19 protein-coding genes are annotated in these 19881 nt (G+C 71.6%); 9 read left to right on the top strand and 10 right to left on the bottom strand.

Annotation, left to right across the window (positions count from 1 at the left end; all coding sequences use genetic code 11):
- Nucleotides 1-92: 92 nt before the first annotated feature.
- Together tap and tpg are read left to right on the top strand one after the other, a co-directional pair.
- Nucleotides 93-2204: a telomere-associated protein Tap gene (gene tap / locus A4E84_RS00935; RefSeq protein WP_062924700.1), complete on the top strand. Its 2112-nt coding sequence runs from the start codon at nt 93-95 to the stop codon at nt 2202-2204.
- A gap of 28 nt (nt 2205-2232) precedes the next feature.
- A complete protein-coding gene (gene tpg, locus A4E84_RS00930) occupies nt 2233-2790 on the top strand; it encodes a telomere-protecting terminal protein Tpg (RefSeq protein ID WP_062924699.1) in 558 nt (185 codons plus the stop codon).
- Nucleotides 2791-3180: 390 nt separating this feature from the next.
- Here the strand turns inward: tpg and A4E84_RS00925 are convergent, their stop codons facing one another.
- The 5 genes from A4E84_RS00925 to A4E84_RS00905 are packed head-to-tail and all read right to left on the bottom strand — an operon-like array spanning nt 3181 to nt 8621.
- Nucleotides 3181-4644: an HAD-IA family hydrolase gene (locus A4E84_RS00925; protein ID WP_079128808.1), complete on the bottom strand. Its 1464-nt coding sequence runs from the start codon at nt 4642-4644 to the stop codon at nt 3181-3183.
- 38 nt (nt 4645-4682) lie between these two features.
- On the bottom strand, nt 4683-5765 hold the full coding sequence (locus tag A4E84_RS00920) for an ABC transporter ATP-binding protein (protein ID WP_062924698.1): 1083 nt from the start codon (nt 5763-5765) through the stop codon (nt 4683-4685).
- Nucleotides 5766-5767: 2 nt separating this feature from the next.
- Nucleotides 5768-6583, bottom strand: coding sequence for an ABC transporter permease (locus tag A4E84_RS00915; RefSeq protein WP_062924697.1), 816 nt, complete (start codon nt 6581-6583; stop codon nt 5768-5770).
- The gene (locus A4E84_RS00910; protein WP_062924696.1) at nt 6571-7467 is read right to left on the bottom strand and encodes an ABC transporter permease; all 897 of its coding nucleotides are present in this window, start codon (nt 7465-7467) and stop codon (nt 6571-6573) included. The genes A4E84_RS00915 and A4E84_RS00910 overlap by 13 nt, the downstream gene beginning before the upstream one ends.
- Nucleotides 7464-8621, bottom strand: coding sequence for an ABC transporter substrate-binding protein (locus A4E84_RS00905; protein ID WP_062924695.1), 1158 nt, complete (start codon nt 8619-8621; stop codon nt 7464-7466). The genes A4E84_RS00910 and A4E84_RS00905 overlap by 4 nt, the downstream gene beginning before the upstream one ends.
- A 212-nt stretch (nt 8622-8833) precedes the next feature.
- Between A4E84_RS00905 and A4E84_RS00900 the strand changes: the two genes are divergently transcribed.
- The gene (locus A4E84_RS00900) at nt 8834-9574 is read left to right on the top strand and encodes a GntR family transcriptional regulator (RefSeq protein WP_062924694.1); all 741 of its coding nucleotides are present in this window, start codon (nt 8834-8836) and stop codon (nt 9572-9574) included.
- Nucleotides 9575-9899: 325 nt separating this feature from the next.
- On the opposite strand, the gene A4E84_RS00895 is transcribed toward A4E84_RS00900, so the two are convergent.
- The gene (locus A4E84_RS00895) at nt 9900-10808 is read right to left on the bottom strand and encodes an SDR family oxidoreductase (RefSeq protein WP_062924693.1); all 909 of its coding nucleotides are present in this window, start codon (nt 10806-10808) and stop codon (nt 9900-9902) included.
- Nucleotides 10809-10846: 38 nt separating this feature from the next.
- The gene (locus A4E84_RS00890; protein ID WP_062924692.1) at nt 10847-11623 is read right to left on the bottom strand and encodes an SDR family oxidoreductase; all 777 of its coding nucleotides are present in this window, start codon (nt 11621-11623) and stop codon (nt 10847-10849) included.
- A 79-nt stretch (nt 11624-11702) separates the two neighbouring features.
- On the opposite strand from A4E84_RS00890, the gene A4E84_RS00885 reads away from it, so the two are divergent.
- Genes A4E84_RS00885 through A4E84_RS00870 form a run of 4 tightly spaced genes read left to right on the top strand, consistent with a single transcriptional unit; the run spans nt 11703 to nt 15233 of the window.
- Nucleotides 11703-12509, top strand: a complete 807-nt coding sequence (locus tag A4E84_RS00885; RefSeq protein WP_062924691.1) for an enoyl-CoA hydratase family protein — start codon at nt 11703-11705, stop codon at nt 12507-12509.
- A 26-nt stretch (nt 12510-12535) separates the two neighbouring features.
- Entirely contained in the window at nt 12536-13402 is an 867-nt protein-coding gene (locus A4E84_RS00880; RefSeq protein ID WP_237304748.1) for a CoA transferase subunit A, read from the top strand.
- On the top strand, nt 13399-14172 hold the full coding sequence (locus A4E84_RS00875; protein WP_062924689.1) for a CoA-transferase subunit beta: 774 nt from the start codon (nt 13399-13401) through the stop codon (nt 14170-14172). The genes A4E84_RS00880 and A4E84_RS00875 overlap by 4 nt, the downstream gene beginning before the upstream one ends.
- Nucleotides 14169-15233 (top strand): NAD(P)H-dependent flavin oxidoreductase, encoded by a 1065-nt coding sequence (locus A4E84_RS00870; RefSeq protein ID WP_062924688.1) that lies wholly within the window; start codon nt 14169-14171, stop codon nt 15231-15233. The genes A4E84_RS00875 and A4E84_RS00870 overlap by 4 nt, the downstream gene beginning before the upstream one ends.
- Nucleotides 15234-15249: 16 nt before the next feature.
- Here A4E84_RS00870 and A4E84_RS00865 read toward each other — a convergent pair whose 3' ends face one another.
- The 3 genes from A4E84_RS00865 to A4E84_RS00855 are packed head-to-tail and all read right to left on the bottom strand — an operon-like array spanning nt 15250 to nt 18301.
- Nucleotides 15250-16251 (bottom strand): acyl-CoA dehydrogenase family protein, encoded by a 1002-nt coding sequence (locus tag A4E84_RS00865; protein WP_062924687.1) that lies wholly within the window; start codon nt 16249-16251, stop codon nt 15250-15252.
- Entirely contained in the window at nt 16251-17444 is a 1194-nt protein-coding gene (locus A4E84_RS00860; protein ID WP_062924686.1) for an acyl-CoA dehydrogenase family protein, read from the bottom strand. Before A4E84_RS00860 ends, A4E84_RS00865 begins: the two co-directional genes overlap by 1 nt.
- A complete protein-coding gene (locus A4E84_RS00855) occupies nt 17444-18301 on the bottom strand; it encodes an enoyl-CoA hydratase (RefSeq protein ID WP_062924685.1) in 858 nt (285 codons plus the stop codon). The genes A4E84_RS00860 and A4E84_RS00855 overlap by 1 nt, the downstream gene beginning before the upstream one ends.
- A gap of 141 nt (nt 18302-18442) precedes the next feature.
- Here A4E84_RS00855 and A4E84_RS00850 point away from each other — a divergent pair, with 141 nt between their 5' ends.
- Nucleotides 18443-19231, top strand: coding sequence for an SDR family oxidoreductase (locus tag A4E84_RS00850; protein ID WP_062924684.1), 789 nt, complete (start codon nt 18443-18445; stop codon nt 19229-19231).
- A 15-nt stretch (nt 19232-19246) separates the two neighbouring features.
- Entirely contained in the window at nt 19247-19873 is a 627-nt protein-coding gene (locus A4E84_RS00845) for a TetR/AcrR family transcriptional regulator (RefSeq protein WP_062924683.1), read from the top strand.
- Nucleotides 19874-19881 lie beyond the last annotated feature (8 nt).

Below are 19881 nucleotides of genomic sequence, written 5' to 3'. Positions count from 1 at the left end.
CGCCGAGCCGCCGCGTCCGCTGACCTGGGTTAAAGGACAGGTTAAGTGACGAGGTAAAGGCTGGTAGGCTCCCGGGCGGGAGGTAGACCGACATGGCATCCGAGGAAGAGCTGTTCGCCAACGTGGACGCTCTGCTGGAAGAGGAGCCGCAGCTCCCGCACCCGGCGGAGCGGGCGCGGCTGCGAGAGGCCGCCGGCGTCACCCAGGCCCGCCTCGCCCGGGCGCTGAAGACCACGACGCAGACAGTGAAAAACTACGAGAACGGCCGCTCCGAGCCGAAGTCGCCACGCCTGGAGGCCTACCAGCGTCTGCTCCGAGGCTGGGCCGAGAAGTACCCCGCACACAGCGCCCCGGTTCCGGACGCCCCGCCCCAGCCGGAGTCGCGGGCAACGCTCGGCAGCCCACCCCCGTCCGAGGAGACGGAGCCGGAGAGCGCCGCTCCCGCAAGGGCACCCGTCGCGCCGGAGCGCAACGCCCCCCGGCGCCCGGCCACGGCACCGCGGCGCCCGGCGCCGAAAACGCCCCGTCAGTCCGCCGCCGACGCACGCTTCCCGCACGGCCCGCTGGCCGTGCTGGACGGAGACGGCTCCGCGTACGGCGTCGGCGGCATCGTCCTCGACTGCCCCGCCGCGTCCGTGCCGGAGTTGGTGGAGTGGACGCTGCGCGAGTCCGGCCTCGGCGCACCGCGCCTGCACCGTAACGGCAAGGACTCCGACCCGTTGATCGTCCTCACCCCCGCGGCTGCCGTAAAGCTCGGGCTTCCCGAACGCCTGGAGGGCCATGAGCAACGCCGCTCCCTGCGCCTGCCCGACGACCACCCGGTCGTCAAGCAGGTGACGAAGGCGAAGTGGCAGCTCACCCAGCGCGGGTTCGGCCCGTGGGCGCGCATCTACCGCAAGGCGCACGGCACCCAGCGACAGTGCGTACAGCTGGCCCTCCTGTCCTGGGACGCCCTCGACGAGCGGTCCTGGCCCGGCCTCGCCGACATGGAACCGGCCGACATCGCCCGCGCCCTCGGTGTCTACGCCCAGCGCGTCATCACCCCGCGCGGTTCCACCGCCGTCTCCGGCCTGGAGCTGATGACGGCCCTGCGCCCGCCCACACGCGCGGTACGCGACGAAGCGACCGGCAACTGGACCCCCGGCCACAATCCGGGCAGCCTCGGGACGGAGCCGATGGACCCGGCGCCGCCGGAAGCCACGCCGGAGCACCCCGTGGTCGTCAACTCCGGCTGGAAGGGCGGCTTCCTGAACGAGGAGGCCTACCAGTGGGTCCGCGACATCGATCTGCTGACCGACGAGGAGTGCCACCTGCCCTATGCGGTCGGCCTGGACCTGAACACCGCGTTCCTCGCGGCCGCCGCCCGCCTCACCGTCGGTCTGTCGGCACCGGACCACTTCCGCGCACCGCAGTTCAATCCGAAGATCCCCGGCTCCTGGCTGGTGGACCTCTCGCACGTGGAGCTCGACCCCCGTCTGCCCAGCCCGTTCACGCCGACCGGTGAGCGGCCGGTCGGCCCGGCCTGGTACCAGACGCACACCGTCGCCTACGCCCAGGAACTCGGCTACAACGTGCAGCCGCTGGAGGCGTACCTGCGCCGGGAGACCGGCGCGTACCTGGATCCGTGGCACGACCGGCTCAAGACCGCCTACCTCGACACCCTCGCCGACCTCGGGGTCACCCGAGACCTGGACGACGACGCCTTCCTCGCGGCGATGGAGCGGCACAAGGACGCCGACCCGGCCCTGACCGCCGTCCTCGCGGCGGTCAAGGCCACCGTCAAGGGCGGCATCGGCAAGTTGCGCGAACGCCCCCAGGGACGGCACTACAAGGAGGGGGAGCGGTGGCCGGCCCTGGAGCGCCCGACCTGGCGCCCCGACATCCGCGCGGCGGTCATCTCCAAGGCACGGGTCAACATGCACCGCAAACTGCTGAACATGTCCCGGATGACGGGCCTGTACCCGCTCGCGGTACTGTCCGACTGCGTCGTCTATCCCAGCCCCGGCCCCTCACCGCTGGACTTCCTCCCCTACGCCGCCTCCGGCAAGCCCCAGCCCGGCGGCTTCCGCCTCGGCCCCAGCCCGGGCATGGCGAAACTGGAAGGGGTCCAGGAGATGCTCTGGGCGGTCGACCTGATGGAGAAGGGCCTGAACCCCTCCCGCCACGTCAAGGGCGGCGACGCCGTCCTGGACGAGGGCGAGTAGAGCTTGATCCGGCAAGGGAGCTGACGCCGTGGGAGAAATCGACGACGCCATCGAGCGCGCCGACCAGGAGTCCTTCACCCGCCGGCCACCCAAGACGCTCAAGGGCCAGATCAACTTCCTGGTGAGGCAGCTGAAGACGACACGGGCCGTCGCAGCGGAGCTCGGGGTGAGCCAGCGGTCGGTGGAGCGCTACCGCACGGGGGAGCGCAGACACCCGCCGCAGGCGATCCAGCAGAGGATCGATGCCGCCGTCCGGTCCCGGTGGCAGCCGCAGGTCCGCAGACGCCGGCGCGCAGAGGCCGCCAGCAGACGCGGGATCACGGTGGAGACACGAGCCCGCTTCGGCTACACGGCACCGGTCGGCACAACCGACGACGGCCGCTTCCGTCGCCTCACCGTGCACCTCCCCCCGGCGTACGCCCAGCAGCTGTTCGACGCCCGGGAGGCCGGCGCCACCGACCAGCAACTGCGTCAGATCATCGCCGACGGATTCCGGACCACCTATTTCCAGGACGGCGGAGCCCGCGCCATGGGGCTCTCGGACGTGGCCATCAACGACATCGACTACATCGATTTCGACTACTGATCCAGCGCTCGTGGGACTGGCGGGGGTAGTTGAGGTGGTGTGCCGGTCTCAAGCTCCTGTGCGCCCGGCGGGCACCCTGCCGGCCATGCCTGGCGGGGCGCACGGTTCGACCCATGGGGGATACCGGGGAGCTGGAGTGCGCAGGCCGAGGTGACGGCAGTGGGTGCCCGCACGGCGCGGTGCTGACGATCGATGCGGGGACCGGGGTGTATCGGTGTGATGACTGCCGGCACCACTGGGGGCTGGACGAGACGGAGCCGGGCCGCCGTCCGGAGGTGGACGACGGGCTGACACGGCCCCTGGGCGATCCGGACGAGGCAGGGCACCGCGGGGCCGCTGCATGAGACCGGCGTGGAGACGTGAAGCTCGTACGAGCACGCAGACCGCTGGTCACTCCGCGCGGTACACGGCGAACGTGGTGACGACCGCGGCATGGTCCGACGGCCAGTCGTTGCCGGCGACGTCGGGCCAAGGGCGTGGGGTGCCGCTGACGACGGTACGGGAGTCGAGGACTCTCAGGCCCTGCCCGTTGTGGAGGACGTAGTCGATGCGGTCGTGGGGTTCGGGCCGGCCACTGCCGTCCTCGTGCTCGGGGTGGACGGGGGACCAGGTGTGGCCGGGGTCGGCGCCCGGGTCGGGGTGGGCCTCGCGGTAGGAGTCGCGCAGGCCCGCCTTCTCGGCGGCTTCCGTGACCGGCCATGGGACGTCCGGCCAGTCCAGGTGGGAGGGAGTGTTGAAGTCCCCGGTGAGAATCACGGGCCGGTCGGGGCCGGCGGAGTGGGCGATCCTGCGCAGGGTGTCCCGCATCTGCGCGAGACGGGCCCCTTCGTGGGCGATCAGCTCGGATGCGGGGAGACCGTCGAAAGAGACCCCGTAAGGCCCGTAGGGCGTGGGCTGGAAATGGGCGGTCCAGACGTCCACGTCATCGGCCCCGTCGATGCGGATGCGGGCGCCGGCCGCACCGTAGAAGCCGATGCGGGGGTCTCCGAGGCCGGTGGTGATCGGGTGGCGGCTGATGATGCCGAGGTTTCCGCCCGCCGCGTGGTGGTGCCAGCCGAGGGCCTCGGCCAGTTCCCCGGCCGCGGTACCGCCGGTTTCCTGCAGGCCCACGACGTCCGCCCCGGTGTCGAGGATGCCCTTGAGCTGCTTGGCCCGGTGGTCGTCCACCTTCGTCCCCCCGTGCCAGAGGTTCCAGCTCAGCACGCGCAGTTCGCGGGGCAACATGCCGCTCAACCGTTCAGGAGTGACGTCTTCGAGGCTGCCGCGCACCGTACGTCCGGGCGCCGCGGCGATCGGTGCCAGGGAGGGCACCGCGAGCACCGCGCATCCGGCGGCTTCCGCGGAGGTCACGCCGGTCTGAGTGTCCTCCACGGCCACGCAGCGGGCGGGGTCGGCGGCGAGGGCGCGGCAGGCGGCGAGGTAGGGGTCGGGGGCGGGCTTGGTGTGCTCGGTGTCGTCCGCGGTGACGGAGACCGCGAAGCGGCGGGTGCCGAGGGCGGCGAGGACGGTGTCGGCGACGGCCCGGGGGGAGGCGGTGACCAGGGCCGTCGGGATGCCGTCGCGGGCGAGGGCGTCGAGGAGGCCGAGGGCGCCGGGGCGGGGGACGATTCCCGTCCGGACCCGGTCGGTGAACGCCCGGTGCAGAGCGGCGGCGAGCTCGGTGGCGGACCGGCGCGTCTCCGGGGCCAGCCACGCGGCGGTGTGCTCGACCGGTCGGCCGAGCACGTCCGGCTGGTCCGCTTCGGTCAGCTCCCGCCCGGCGACCTCCGCCACCGCCTCCCACCACAGGCGTTCGGTGTCGACGAGTGTGCCGTCCATGTCGAACAGGACGGCCTCGAGCGGAAGTCGGTTCACGGCTGTCTCTTTCACCTGGGGGGCGGGCAGGATGAGCTTCAGCGTTCGGCCACCAGCACCGGCCGGTCGGGCAGCGACACTCGTACGGCGGCCCCGGCGCCGAGCACGGCGGCCTCGTGGGTGGGCAGGTCGGCCTTGACCTCGACGCCGTTCGCCAGCCGCACGCTGAGGCGGGTGGCCGCGCCGAGGAACGCCGTGGCGACCACACGGGCGCTGCCGTGCTCGTCCGCCGTCACGTGCACCGCTTCCGGCCGCACCAGGACATCCACCTCCGGCGTCGCGGGCACTGCCCCGTCAACCGGCAGCCGCTGCCCGAGGACCTCGACCGTCGTGCCGTGCAGCTGCCCGGGGATCCGGCTCATCGTGCCGACGAACTCGGCGACGAACGCGGTGGCGGGACGCCCGTACAACTCGGCCGGGGGAGCGCACTGTTCGAGTCTCCCGGCGCGCATGACCGCGACCCGGTCGGCCATGGAGAGGGCCTCCTCCTGGTCGTGTGTGACGAACAGGGTGGTGATGCCGAGTTCCTGCTGGAGGCGGCGAATCTCCTCGCGCAGGGTCAGGCGCACCTTGGCATCGAGTGCCGAGAGCGGTTCGTCGAGCAGCAGCACGCGCGGACGCAGGGCGAGCGCGCGGGCGAGGGCGACGCGTTGCTGCTGCCCGCCGGAGAGCTGGTGCGGGAAACGGTCGCCCTTGTCGCCGAGACCCACCAGGTCGAGCAACTCGGCGGCGAGAGACCGCCGTTCGGCAGCCCCCACCCTGCGCATGCGCAGCCCGAAGGCGACGTTGTCGACGGCGTCGAGGTGGGGGAAGAGGCTGTACGACTGGAAGACCATGCCGGCGTCCCGGCGGTGGGCCGGGACGCGGGTGACGTCCTCGCCGTCGACCAGCACCTGGCCGGCGTCGGGCTGTTCGAACCCGGCGAGCATGCGCAGGGCGGTGGTCTTGCCGCAGCCGGAAGGGCCGAGCAGAGCGAGCAGTTCACCCGGACGTACGTCCAGGTCGAGTCCGTCGAGGGCGACGGTCGGACCGAACTCCCGCCGCAACCTACGGAACTCGACGGCGGCGGCCTGATCGGTGACGACCGGCTTCTGGGGCGTGCGGGCAGAGGTGGCGGTCATGTTCATTCCCGGGAGGAAGTGGTTCGGGTACGCCCGCCGACGCCGGCCAGCGCGAGGAGCAGCACCCACGTGACGAGCAGACTGAGCACGGAGACGGCGACAGACAGCTGGGCCTGGGAACCGCTGACGTTCACGATCCACACGGCGAACGGCTGGAAGCCGAGCAACTGGGCGACGGTGAACTCACCGAGCACCAGCGCCAGCGTCAGGAAAGAGGCGTTCAGCAGAGCCCCGCGCAGGTTCGGCAGCACGGCCCGCAGCAGCGCCTGCGCCCGGCTCGCCCCACAGCTGCGGGCGGCCTCCACGAGGGTGCGGACGTCGATGGCGCGCAGCCCGGCGTCCAGGGCCCGGTACACGAACGGCAGGGCCATCACGACGTAGGCGAGGACCAGTACGAACGGGAAACCCGGGTTCTGGATCGCCACGAAGGTCTGGAACAGCGGGGTGCGCGAGAGATGGTCGGGCCCCCACTTCAGGACGGTGCCGATACCGGCGACGAACGCGATCGGCGGCACGACCAGTGGCAGCGAGCAGACCACCTCGACGACCGGCCGCAGACCGGGCGCGCCGAGCCGCAGCGCGACCATGGCAGGCACCATCAGCAGCAGGACGAGCACGATGGTGGCGCCGGCCAGCTCCAGGGAGAGCAGCAGGCTGGAGCCGAAGCCGCCGGTGGAGAAGATGTGGGTATAGGCATCGAAGGTGATGCCCTGGTTCGGCACGTCGAGCGTGAAGACGACGGATGCGGCCAGCGGCACCAGGAAGTACAGCCCGGTGCAGGCCAGAACGCCCCAGCGCCACAGGTTCAGGCGAGCCATCGCGCGCTCCTCCGTTGCAGGGGCAGGTACACGGCCATGACCAGGCCGGCGACGAGGACCATGTCGAGACTGAGGGCGAGCGCCACGTTCTCCTGGCCCACCAGCACGTTCCCGGACAGGGCGTCGGCGATCTGCAGGGTGACCAGCGGGACGGAACTGCCCACCATGGCGGCGGCGGTGGCGTACGCGGCGAAGGCACTGCCGAACAGCAGGACGAGCCCGCCGAGCAGGGAGGGAGCGAGGACCGGCAGGGCGACGTGCAGCCAGTACTGGAGGGTGGTGGCGCCGTTGTTGTGGGCGGCCTCGCGCCACTGGGAGCGCAGGCCCTCCAGGGCCGGGGTGATGGTGAGGACCATCAGCGGGATCAGGAAGTACAGGTAGACGATCACCAGACCCCAGAAGCTGTAGAGGTCCCAGCCCGTGTCCGTGAGGCCCAGGTGCCGGGTCAGCACACCGGCGTTGCCCAGCGTGGCGACGAAGGCGAAGGCCAGCGGGACACCGCCGAAGTTGGCGAGCACCCCGGAGGCGGTGAGCACGGCCTGGCGCAGCGCACGGAAGCGTGAGGTCACCACGGCGTGGGCGAGCGGCAGTCCGACCGCGCCGGCGACGGCGGCCGAGACGGCGGAGAGCTTGACGCTGCCGAGCAGCGCGGTCAGGTACGGCCCCCGAAGCGAGGTGGTCACGTTGGCCAGGCTGTAGGACGCGGCGCCGGTGGCCTGGGCCTTCACGGTGAAGGCACCGTTCAGCATGGCGGCGGCGGGCAGGCCGAAGGCGATCGCCGTGAAGACGAGGAGCGGCAGGACGGCGAGCAGGCCGGAGGCGCGGCCCCGCCGCCTCACCGAAGCGACGGGCACCGCAGCGGCCTTCGGAAGGGCGGCGGTCATCCGGAGACGGCCTTCCCCCAGCCCTCGGCGAGGACGGTCTTGGCCTTGCTCTGCTGGGCCTCGGTCGGGAAGGCAGGCGTGCCGGAGACCTTGGGCAGCTTGGCGGCGGCGGCCTTGTCGAGGGTTCCGGCCTTCTCCATGGCGGCCATCAGCGCCGGGCGTGCGTAGCCCTTGAGCCACAGGTTCTGGCCCTCGGCGCTGTAGAGGTACTCCTCCCACAGGCGGGCCGCCGCCGGGTGCGGGGCGTCCTTGTTGATGGCCTGGGAGTAGTACTGGGCGAACCTGCCGTCGTTCGGGACCGTCACCTTCCAGTTCAGCCCCTTGGAGTTGAACTCGTCGGCGTACCCGGCGTTGAGGTAGTCCCAGTCGATGCTGATGGGCGTCTCGCCCTTCTCGACGGTGGCCGGGGTCGACTCGACGGGCGTGTAGTTGCCGTTCTTCTTCATCTTGGCGAAGAAGTCGAGACCGGGCTGGATGTCGTCGAAGGAACCGCCGTTCGCGAGAGCGGCCGCGTACACGCCGGCGAAGGCCGAACCGGACTTGGTGGGATTGCCGTTGAGGGCGACCTGGCCCTTGTACTGCGGCTTGAGCAGGTCGGCGAAGGTCGCCGGGCACTGCTTGACCCGCTTGGCGTCGCAGCCGATGGAGATGTAGCCGCCGTAGTCGTTGTACCAGCGGCCCTGCGCGTCCTTCTGCCCCTCGGGGATGTCGGCGAAGCCCCGCACCTTGTACGGCGCGAGCAGCCCCTGCCGGGCCGCGCTCAGTGCGAAGGAACTGCCGAGGTCGAGGACGTCGGGCGCGCGGTCCTGGCCCTTGCGCGAGGTGACGGCGTTGATCTCGTCCTGGCTGGCGGCGTCCGGGTTCTCGACCTGCACCTTGATGCCGTACTTCTTCTGGAAGCCGTCGATGAGGGCGCCGTAGTTGGCCCAGTCGCGGGGCAGCGCGATGGCGTGCAGCGTGCCCTCCTTCTTCGCCGCGGCGACCAGCTTGTCCATCCCGCCGAAGGCGGCGGCGGAGGCGGTGGTCGCGGCGCTCTTGCCGTCGGCGGAGGCCGACGCGTTGTCGGGGGCGGCGCCGCAGGCGCTCAGGGCGAGCGCGGCGACGACGGCGAGGGAACCGCGCAGGACGGCTGTTCTCGGCAGGGACACGGACACGGCTGCTCCAGGGGGACGCGCGAGGGATCAGGAGGCGTGGGAGACTTGTCTGAACAAGTTGGCCCCAAGTAGGCCCGCCGCAGATGTCCTGTCAGTGAACTCCGGCACAAGACTTCTCCTGGATTTGCCCTCGCTCCGCCCCGGTAAGGATCCCCGACGGATGTCGTTTAGGCTGCTTGTGCTGTGCACAGCGGCCGACTCAGAGGGGAAGCATGACGGCGCGACACGAGCACATCGCCGACGAACTGCGGCGGGCCATCGACCGCGAGGAGTACACCGTCGGCAGCCGGCTGCCCTCCGAGGCGGAGCTCGCGGCCCACTACGGCGTCTCCCGCGGCACGGTCCGCCAGGCCGTCGCGGCCCTCACCGCCGAGGGCCTCATCGGCTCCCGCCAGGGGGCCCGCCGCGTCGTGCTGGCCGGCCGCCGCAGCCAGAGCTTCGCCGAACTGCGCAGCTTCGCCCAGTGGGCGCAGGCGATGGGCCGCGAGGCCACCGGGCGTGTGATGGGCCAGGAGTACCGCCCGGCGACGGCCGAGGACGCCGTTCGCCTGCAACTCCGTGAAGGAATCCCGGTGTTGAACGTCCTGCGGGTGCGGGGCCTGGACGGCGAACCGGTACTGCTGGAACGCACGGTCTACGCCGACTGGATCTCCCCGGCCGTCGAGACGATCGAGCCCGACTGCCCCTCCGTCACCCAGCGCCTTTATCACGACACAGGGCTGGTCTTCGCCTACGGCGAGCACGTCATCGACGCGGTCGCGGCCGGCGCCCAGGACGCCGCACTGCTCGGCATCCGCCGCACCAGCCCGCTGCTCAGGGTTCGCAGGATCACAACCACCCGCGAAGGACGCCCGGTCGAGTGGTCGGACGACCGCTACCGCTCGGACGCGGTGAGCTTCAGTGTGCACAACTCGACCGGTAACAACGCGCTGGCGCGCAACACGGCGGAGTAGCGAGGAGCGTCTTGGGGGCGCGGGGAGTCGCCGAGGGCGGGACGGCAAGCACTGCCGACCCACCATCGACCGGGTGCGCCATCCGCTCGTTGCCGGAGTCCGGAGGGCCGGCCCTCGTGCGGCTGGCAGGTGACCCAGATCCTCAGTTCGTCACCGGCGGAGATGCTGATGCTTCCCGCTTCGCCGACTTCAAGTAGGCGCCCCGCCAGATGCGTAGCTTCCGATGTTCAATCCACGGCTCATGATGCCGTCGCCAACCGAGCCCCACTGGGCATGCGTTGGGGAGGTGGCCGGCCGCCAGGGATGCCCCTTCATCCGCCGGAGCTCAATGCGCCCCGTACACCGGCTCCGGAATCGTCGCCTCCGCCAGGAGCTTCAGCGCTGTCTCTCCGGCCTCGGCAGGGGACCACCGGGCTCCCTTGTCCGCCGTGGGACCGGGGCGCCACCCTTCCATGACCGTGATGCGACCGCCCTCAGCCTCGAAGACCCGCCCCGTCACACCGGCGGAGGCCGCGGAGCCGAGCCACACGACGAGCGGGGACACGTTCTCCGGGGCCATGGCGTCGAAGCCGGTGTCAGGGGCCGCCATGGTCTCGGCGAACGTCGCCTCGGTCATCCGGGTACGCGCCGCCGGGGCGATGGCGTTGACCAGGACGCCGTAGCGGCGCATCTCGGCGGCGGCGACCAGTGTCAGTCCGATGATCCCGGCCTTGGCCGCGGAGTAGTTGCCCTGGCCGACGCTCCCCGACAACCCTGCTCCGCTGCTGGTGTTGACGACCCGGGCCGTCGGAACACGGCCCGTCTTGGCCTCCGTCCGCCAGTGGGCCGCCGCGTACCTCAGGGGAAGGAAGTGTCCCTTGAGGTGGACGCGCATGACGGCGTCCCAGTCGTCCTCGCCGAGGTTCACCAGCATGCGGTCGCGCAGGAACCCGGCGTTGTTGACGAGGGTGTCGAGGCGGCCGTAGGTCTCGATGGCGGCGCGGATCAACGAGGCCGCGCCCTCCGTCGTGGCGATGTCCCCGGCATGGGCGAGCGCTTGTCCTCCGCGGGCGACGATCTCGTCGACGACGAGCTGGGCGGGCCTCGTCCCGCAACCGGTCCCGTCGAGGCCGACACCAAGGTCGTTCACCACGACCTTCGCACCCTCGGCGGCGAAGGCGAGGGCGTGCGCCCGGCCCAGTCCGCGCCCCGCCCCGGTGACGATCGCGACACGTTCGCTGCACAGTCCGGACATGCTCTGGGTCCTTCCGCTGGGAAGTCTGGAAAGCGAGTTCAGTTGCCGGCGGTGGCGGCGTCGAGGAAGGCGGGGCGTTCACCGCCGCCATGGACGAGCAGACTCGCGCCGCTGATGTACGCCGCGCGATCGGAGGCGAGGAAGACGCAGGCGTCGCCCACCTCGTCCGGGTCGGCGAGCCGGCCGAGCGGCACCGTGCGGCCGACGGCCGCGACACCGTCCTCGTCGCCGTAGTGCAGATGCGACAGCTCCGTGCGCACCATGCCGAGGACCAGGGTGTTGACCCTGACCAGCGGGGCCCATTCCACGGCCATGCTGCGGGCCAGCTGCTCCAGCCCCGCCTTGGCCGCGCCGTAGGCCGCCGAGCCCGGTGACGGACGGCTGCCGCTGACACTGCCGATCATGACGATCGACCCGCCGCCGGGCTGGGTGCGCATCTGCTCGTAGGCGGCGAGGGAGGCGGTCAGGGGAGCGAGCAGGTTCAACTCGACGACGCGTGCGTGCCGTTCGGCCCCGCCTTCCTCGAGCATCCGGTACGGCGTGCCCCCGGCGTTGTTGACGAGGACGTCCAGCCTGCCGTACTCGCCCCGCACGTGCGTGAAGAAGGCGCCGACGGCGTCCGCGTCACGCAGGTCGACCGGGAGGAACCGGGCGGTGCGCCCAGCCGCTTCGACTGGCCGGTCCGCGGGGCGCCGGGCGCAGGTCACCACCTGGGTTCCGGCCTCCAGCAGTGCCCGGGTGATGCCCGCGCCCACGCCCCTCGTTCCGCCGGTGACCACCGCGACGCGTCCGCTCAGATCGGTGATCGTTGCCATGGGGGACCTCCCGCGAGGCGTACTCCGCTGCTACCTTCATGCCTAACAAACGTTTGGTGGAAAGGTAGCTGATGCGCCCATGGGTGTCTCCACCGCAAGCCCCGAAGAGGGCATCGCCGTCATCACCGTGGACTTCCCGCCGGTCAACGCCCTTCCTGTGCAGGGCTGGTACGACTTGGCCGCCGCGGTGCGCGCGGCCGGGTCCGATCCGGGCGTGCGCTGCGTCGTCCTCACCGCGACGGGGCGCGGGTTCAACGCCGGCGCCGACATCAAGGAGATGCAGCGCACGGAGGGGTACACGGCGCTCGTCGGCACCAACCGCGGCTGCTATGAGGCGTTCGCAGCGGTCTACGACTGCGAGGTCCCCGTCGTCGCCGCCGTGCAGGGCTTCTGTGTGGGCGGCGGCATCGGCCTGGTCGGCAACGCCGACTCGATCGTGGCGAGCGACGACGCGACCTTCGGCCTGCCGGAGCTGGACCGGGGTGCGCTCGGCGCGGCCACCCACCTGGCCCGGTTGGTCCCCCAGCACCTGATGCGGACGCTCTACTACACCTCGCGCACCGTGACGGCCGACGAACTGCACCGCCACGGCTCGGTGTGGCGGGTCGTCCCGCGCGAGCGGCTGCACGCCGCGGCCATGGAGCTGGCCAGGGAGATCGCCGCCAAGGACGGCCTGCTCGTCCGCCTCGCCAAGGCGTCGATCAACGGCATCGACCCGGTGGACGTCCGCCGCAGCTACCGCTTCGAGCAGGGCTTCACGTTCGAGGCCAACCTCAGCGGCGTGTCGGACCGGTACCGCGAGGCGTTCGTGTCGTCCCGGTCGTCCAAGCCGTCAACGTCGTCCCAGCCGGCCAAGCCGTCCGAACCGTCTAAGCCGTCCAAGTAGCCCAAGTCGCCAGAAGGGGGATCGCGTTGAGCGACAAGACGATGACCGCCGAGCAAGTGGTCGGCCGGCTCCGTTCCGGCATGACTCTGGGCATCGGCGGCTGGGGATCGCGCCGCAAACCGATGGCCCTGATCCGCGCACTGTTACGTTCCGACGTCACCGACCTGACCGTGGTGTCCTACGGCGGTCCCGACGTCGGCCTGCTCGCCGCGGCGGGACGGATCCGCACCCTCGTGGCCCCGTTCGCCACCCTGGACTCCGTCGCCCTGGAACCGCACTTCACCGCTGCCCGGCAGCGCGGGGCCTTCGACCTGGTGGAACTGGACGAGGCCATGTTCATGTGGGGCCTGACCGCCGCCGCCCAGCGGCTGCCGTTCCTGCCGGTCAGGGCCGGCCTCGGCTCCGACGTGATGAAGGTCAACCCGCACCTGCGCACCGTCACCTCACCCTACGAGGACGCCGAGGAACTCGTCGCGGTCCCTGCCCTGTGCCTGGACGCCGCGCTCGTCCACCTCAACCGGGCGGACCCACAGGGCAACGCGCAGTACCTCGGCCCCGACCCGTACTTCGACGACCTCTTCTGCCAGGCCGCTGCCGCCTCCTACGTCTCCTGCGAGCGGATCGTGGACACCGCCGACCTGCTCAAGGAGGCGGGCCCGCAGACGCTGCTGATCAAACGGGCCTTCGTGAACGGCGTCGTACAAACCCCGAACGGGGCGCACTTCACCTCCTGTGTCCCGGACCATGACCGCGACGAGGCGTTCCAGCAGGCCTACGCCCGGGCCGCCCGCGACGCGCAGGCCTGGCAGGGGTTCTCCGAGCGGTTCCTGTCCGGCGACGAAGAGGCGTACCAGGCCGCCGTCAAGGCCTTCCACGAGGAGCAGCAGTCATGAGCGGCGGTGCGACGACGACCGGCGTGACACGCGCCGAGTACTGCGTGGTGGCCTGCGCGGAGGCCTGGCGTCATTCCGGGGAAATCCTGGCGAGCCCCATGGGCACCGTCCCCGCCATCGGCGCCCGGCTGGCGAAGCTGACGTTCGCGCCCGACCTGCTGCTCACCGACGGCGAGGCACTGCTCATCGGCGACGTCCCTGCGCTCGGTGCCCGCGCCCAGGTGGTGGAGGGCTGGCTGCCCTACCGCCAGCACCTGGCCCTCGTCGCCACGGGACGGCGGCACGTGATGATGGGCGCCGGCCAGATCGACCGCCACGGCAACCAGAACATCTCCTGCATCGGCGACTGGGCCCGCCCCGCACGACAGCTGCTGGGCGTCCGGGGTGCCCCCGTCAACACCCTGAACAATACGACCAGTTACTGGGTGCCCAAGCACTCCCCGCGCGCCTTCGTGGAGCAGGTCGACATGGTGTGCGGAGTCGGCTACGACCGTGCGGCCGAGGCCGGCCCGTCGGCCACCCGCTTCCACCACGTCCCGGAGGTGGTCAGCAATCTGGGCGTCTTCGACTTCGCCACCCCGGACCACTCGATGCGGCTGCGCTCGAGGCACCCGGGGGTCACCGTCGAGCAGATCCTGAAGGCCACCGGTTTCGCCCTCACCGTCCCGGACGAAGTGCCGTACACCCGTGAGCCCGCCACCGAGGAGCTGCGCCTCGTCCGGGAGGTCATCGACCCGAAGGGCGCCCGCGACCGTGAGGTGCCCGCATGAGCGACTCCGCGATCGCCACGGCCCTCACCCGACTCGTCGGAGTGCGCACCCCCATCGTCCAGACCGGCATGGGATGGGTGGCCGGGCCCCGACTCGTCTCCGCCGCCGCCAACGCCGGAGCCCTGGGCATCCTCGCATCCGCCACCATGGCCCCGGAGCGGCTCCGCTCGGCCGTGCGCGAGGTCAGGTCCCGCACCGACGCGCCTTTCGGAGTCAACCTCCGGGCCGACGCCTCGGACGCGGGGGAGAGGGTGCGGATCATCCTCGACGAGGGCGTGAAGGTGGCCTCGTTCGCTCTCGCGCCGCGACCGGAGCTGATCACCCGTCTGAAGGACGCCGGCGTGGTCGTCATCCCCTCGGTGGGCGCCCGGCGGCATGCCGAGAAGGTCGCGGCCTGGGGCGCCGACGCCGTGCTGGTGCAGGGCGGCGAGGGCGGCGGCCACACCGGCAGCGTCGCCAGCACGGTGCTGCTGCCGCAGATCGTGGACGCCGTGGACATCCCCGTGATCGCCGCCGGCGGCTTCCGGGACGGACGCGGACTGGTGGCGGCCCTGGCCTACGGCGCCGCCGGCGTGGCCATGGGCACCCGCTTCCTGCTCACCTCCGACAGCACCGTCCCCGACGCGGTCAAGGCCCGCTACCTGGCGGCGGGTGTCCAGGACGTCACCGTCACCACCAAGGTCGACGGCCTGCCCCACCGGATGCTGCGCACCGACCTGGTGGACGCGCTGGAGCGCTCCGGCCGCGCGGCCTCCCTGCTGCGCGCCCTGCGGCACGCCTCCGCCTTCAAACGGGAGTCCGGCTTGAGCTGGGCCGGCCTGGTGCGCGACGGCCTGGTCATGAAGCACGGCAAGGAACTGACCTGGAGCCAGGTCCTGCTGGCCGCCAACACCCCGATGCTGCTCAAGGCCGCGATGGTCGACGGCCGCACCGACCTGGGCGTGATGGCCTGCGGCCAGGTCGGGGGGATCATCGACGACCTGCCGTCCTGCGCCGAACTCGTCGACAGGATCATGACCGAGGCACACGCCACGCTCGGCAGACTCCCGACCGTGATGTGAGGACGGGCCGCCCGCTTCATCGCAGGGTTCCGCCTGCCAGTACCCGGGCTCGGCACACGGCCGGAGTACCCCAGGCGGTGCGCAGAGGACGGGCCTTGCGAATCCACAGGGACAGGTCCGGTTCCGCGGTGTAGCCGACAGCGCCGTGGAGGTGAAGGGCCGTACGCGCCGCCCCGTACGCCGCTTCGCAGGCCGACACCTTCGCCGCGGCGACCTCCCGGCCCGCCGCCGGATCGTCCGCCGCAAGGGCCAGGGCGGCGGCGTAGACCAGCGGCTGGGCGAACTCCAGGGCGATGAGGGTGTCGGCCAGACGGTGCTTCACCGCCTGGAACGAGCCGACGGCCACCCCGAACTGGGTGCGCTGCCGCACGTACTCCACCGTGCGTTCCAGCAGGGCTCGTCCCAGCCCGAGGGCCTGAGCCGCCGTCACCAGCGCAGCCACATCGGCGGCGTACGCGGCGGCCGCGGTCACCGCGGGCCCCTGGGCGAACACGACTCCGCCGAGCGGGCGGGCCGGCCTCCGCGCCGGATCGGCCGACGGCTGCACCGGGCCGTGCGAGTCCGCGAGCCGTACGGTGTCGCCGTCCACGACGAACACCGCGTCCGCGGCGTCGGCGTCCAGGGCGTACGGGCTGCCCCCGGGCGACAGGACGCACAGGGACGCCACGGCCTTGCCCGACGCGAGCTGCGGAAGCCAGACGTGGGCCGCGTCCCCGCCGAGCCGGCCCAGCAAAGCGCCGGCGGCGGCCGTCTCGGCCAGCGGACCGGGTACGGCATGCCGGCCCAGCTCACCGAAAGCGACGGCCAGTTCGACGGGCAACGGCCCCACACCCTCATGCTCCTCCGGAACGGCGAGGGCGAAGACGCCGGCCTCCCCGAGCCTGCCCCACAGGGCACGTCCGGGTCCGTGATCGCCGGACGCCCAGGACCGTACGACGCCGGGTGTGCCGGCGGATCCCAGCATGCCGTCCAGGGTGCGTGCGAACTCCCGCTGCTCGCCGTCGAGAAGGAAACGCATCACCGGCGCCCCTTCGGCAGGCCGAGCAGCCGTTCGGCGATGATGTCGCGCTGGATCTCGTTGGTGCCGGCGTAGATCGGCCCGGCCAGCGAGAAGGTGTGGCCCTCAGCCCAACTGCCGTGCGCGGGCGCCTCGGTGGCCTCGTCGGAAAGCTCGCCGTAGGGGCCGAGCAGATCAAGGGCGGTCTCGTGCAGGGCGATGTCCAGCTCGGACCAGAAGACCTTGTTGAGGCTGGACTCGGCGCCGATCGACCCGCCGGCGGCGATCACCCCGCCGGCGGTGATGCGCGAGGCGTGGGCGTAGGCGAACAACTGGTAGGCCCGCGCGCCGATGACCGCGTCAGCGACCCGGTCACCAAGCGCGGTGACGCCCGCATCGGGGTCCGCGGTGGAGTGCCACAGCGAGGTGAGCCGGTCGGCCGCGGCCGTGAAGCGACCGGGGCTGCGCAGGGTCAGCCCCCGCTCGTTGCCGGTGGTGCTCATGGCGACCCGCCAACCCTGCCCCGGCTCGCCGATGACGTCCTCGTCCGGCACGAAGACGTCGTCGAGGAACAATTCGGCGAAGGCGGGCTTGCCGTCCAGCCGCCCGATGGGCCGCACGGTCACCCCGTCCGCGTCCAACGGGAACATCAGGTACGTAAGGCCCCGGTGCGGCCGGTCCGCTTCCGGGTCACTGCGGAACAGCCCGAACGCGCGGTCGGCGAAGGCCGCCCGGGACGACCACGTCTTCTGCCCGCTGATGCGCCAGCCGCCCTCCGTCCGTACGGCTACGGACCGCAGCGAGGCCAGGTCGGACCCCGCCTCCGGCTCGGACCAGGCCTGCGCCCAGACCACCTCACCGCTCGCCATGGACGGCAGGACGCGCTCACGCTGCTCGTCGGTCCCGTACTCGAAGAGCGTGGGGGCGAGCAGGTTGATGCCGTTCTGCGAGACCCGGCCGGGCGCGCCGGCCCGGTAGTACTCCTCCTCGAAGATCAGCCACTCCAGCAGGGAGGAGCCCCGGCCGCCGAACTGCTCGGGCCAGGAGACCACCGACCAGCGGTCGGCGAACAGCATGCCCTCCCACTGCCGGTGGGCGGCGAACCCCTCGGCGGTCTCCAGCGACGGCAGCGGAACGGACGGCACACGGGCGGCGAGCCAGTCCCGGGCCTCGGCGCGTAAGGCGTCCTCGGCGGCGGTGAAGTCGAGGTCCATCAGCGGCGGGCCTCCTTCATCGCGCGCACGTCCATCCCGCCGAGCGGGTCGTCGCCGGTCTCGGCGTTGTGGGCGTGGGCGAGATGGTGCAGCCCGAAGACCGAGTCCAGCCCCGAGTGCAGGCCTTGCAGGTCCTCCGCCTGGTTGACGGCGCGCTTGGTCAGCGCCAGCCCCATCCGGGGCATCGCCGCGATCCGCTCCGCCAACTCCATGGTGTGCTGGGTGAGTTCCTCCCGTGGCACGACCCGGTTGACCATGCCGACCTCGTAGGCGCGCCGCGCGCTCATCCGGTCGCCGGTGTAGAGGAACTCCTTGGCGATCCGAGGCGGCATCACCCACGGGTGGGCGAAGTACTCGACCCCTGGGATGCCCATACGGACCACGGGGTCGGCGAAGAAGGCGTCCTCGGAGGCGACGATCAGGTCACAGACCCAGGCGAGCATCAGCCCGCCGGCCACGCACGCGCCCTGTACCGAGGCGATGACGGGCTTGGGCAGCTCGCGCCAGCGCCGGCACATGCCCAGATACACCTCGGACTCGCGGGCGAAGCGGCTCTCGGCCCCCGACTTGTGCGCGTGGTCCCACCAGAGTCCGGCCTTGCGGTCGAACGGCAGGTGCGCGTCCCGCTCAGGTGTGCCGATGTCGTGGCCGGCGCAGAAGTGCTTCCCCGCTCCGGCGAGGATCACCACCTTGACCTCGTCGTCGTCCGCCGCACGGTAGAAGGCCCGGTCCAGGGCGTAGGTCATCGCGGAGTTCTGGGCGTTGCGGTACTCGGGCCGGTCCATCGTCACCAGGGCGACGGCGCCGCGGCGCTCGAAACGGACGGGCTCGGGGGGCGCAGTGCGGTCGGTGGACATCCGCAACCTCCTTCCCTAACAAGTGTTTGGTAGGTTAACGTACGGCACGTCAGCCGTCGAGAGTCGCCGGGAGCCGCGCATGAGCACCGCGGAGGAGGTCCACGCCGAGTGCCTCCTCGGCCTGCCGAAGGAGGTACGCCCATGACCTCGGCCCCACCGCCGTACCTGCCCGGCCACCAGCTGCTCACCGGCCGCTCCGCCGTCGTCACGGCCGCGGCCGGTGCCGGGATCGGCGGCGCCACCGCCCGGCGGCTGCTGGAGGAAGGCGCACGGGTCGTGATCTCCGACGCCCACGCCCGCCGCCTGAAGGAGTGCGCGGCGGAGCTGGCCGCCGAGTTCGGCACGGACCGCGTCACCGCACGGCCCTGCGACGTCACCGACGACGACCAGGTCACCGCACTGTTCGAGCACGCCGAAGAGCACCACGGACACCTGGACATCGTGGTCAACAACGCGGGCCTCGGCGGCACCGCCGACCTCGTCGACATGACCGACGAGCAATGGAACAAGGTCCTCGACGTCACCCTCAACGGCACCTTCCGCTGCACTCGGGCCGCACTGCGCCGCATGAAGGCCGCGGGCGCCGGCGGCGTCGTCGTCAACAACGCCTCGGTGATCGGCTGGCGCGCCCAGCGGGGACAGGCCCACTACGCCGCCGCGAAAGCCGGCGTCATGGCCCTCACCCGGTGCGCCGCGGTGGAGGCAGCCGCCTACGGAGTGCGGGTGAACGCCGTCTCCCCGAGCCTGGCCATGCACCCGCACCTCGCCAAGGTCACCACCCCGGAACTGCTGGAGGAACTGACCGGCCGCGAGGCCTTCGGGCGCCACGCCGAACCGTGGGAGGTGGCCAACGTGATCGTGTTCCTGGCCAGCGGCTACTCGTCGTACCTGACCGGCGAGGTCCTGTCGGTCAGCAGCCAGCACCCGTGAGGCGAGAATGGTCCCGTGCCGAAAAGCAGCAACAGCGACCACAAGAAGACCACGGTGAGCCCGCCCGAGCGGCGCGAGGAACTCCTGGCCATCGCGGCCCAGGTCTTCGCCGCGCAGGGCTACAACGCCACTACCGTCCGGAAGATCGCGGACGCGGCGGGGATGCTGGCGGGCAGCCTCTACTACCACTTCGACTCCAAGGAGTCGATGCTGGACGAGATCCTCTCCGGCTTCCTGGACGAGCTCTGGGCCCGGTACGACGCCGTACTCGGCGCCGGGCTCGGCCCGAGGGAGACGCTGGAGGCGCTCGTGACCGAGTCCTTCCGGGAGATCGACCGGCACCTCGACGCGGTCGCCATCTACCAGAAGGAGTCCAGACACCTCGGGACCCAGCCGCACTTCGCCTATCTCGTGGAGTCGCAGCAGAAGTTCGAGAAGGCGTGGCTGGGCACGCTGGAGCGCGGAGTGGCCGCGAAGGTCTTCCGCGCCGACCTGGACGTACGGCTCACCTACCGCTTCGTGCGCGACACGGTCTGGGTCGCCGCGTCCTGGTACCGGCCGGGCGGCCGGCACAGTCCCGAGGAGATCGCCCGCCAGTACCTGTCGATGGTGCTGGAGGGCATCGCACTGCACGACTCATAGGCAGTCCT

Source organism: Streptomyces qaidamensis (assembly GCF_001611795.1).
GTDB classification, from domain to species: domain Bacteria; phylum Actinomycetota; class Actinomycetes; order Streptomycetales; family Streptomycetaceae; genus Streptomyces; species Streptomyces qaidamensis.
Note: the sequence above shows the minus strand (reverse complement) of the source record. Positions and strands in the feature narration are given on the sequence as shown.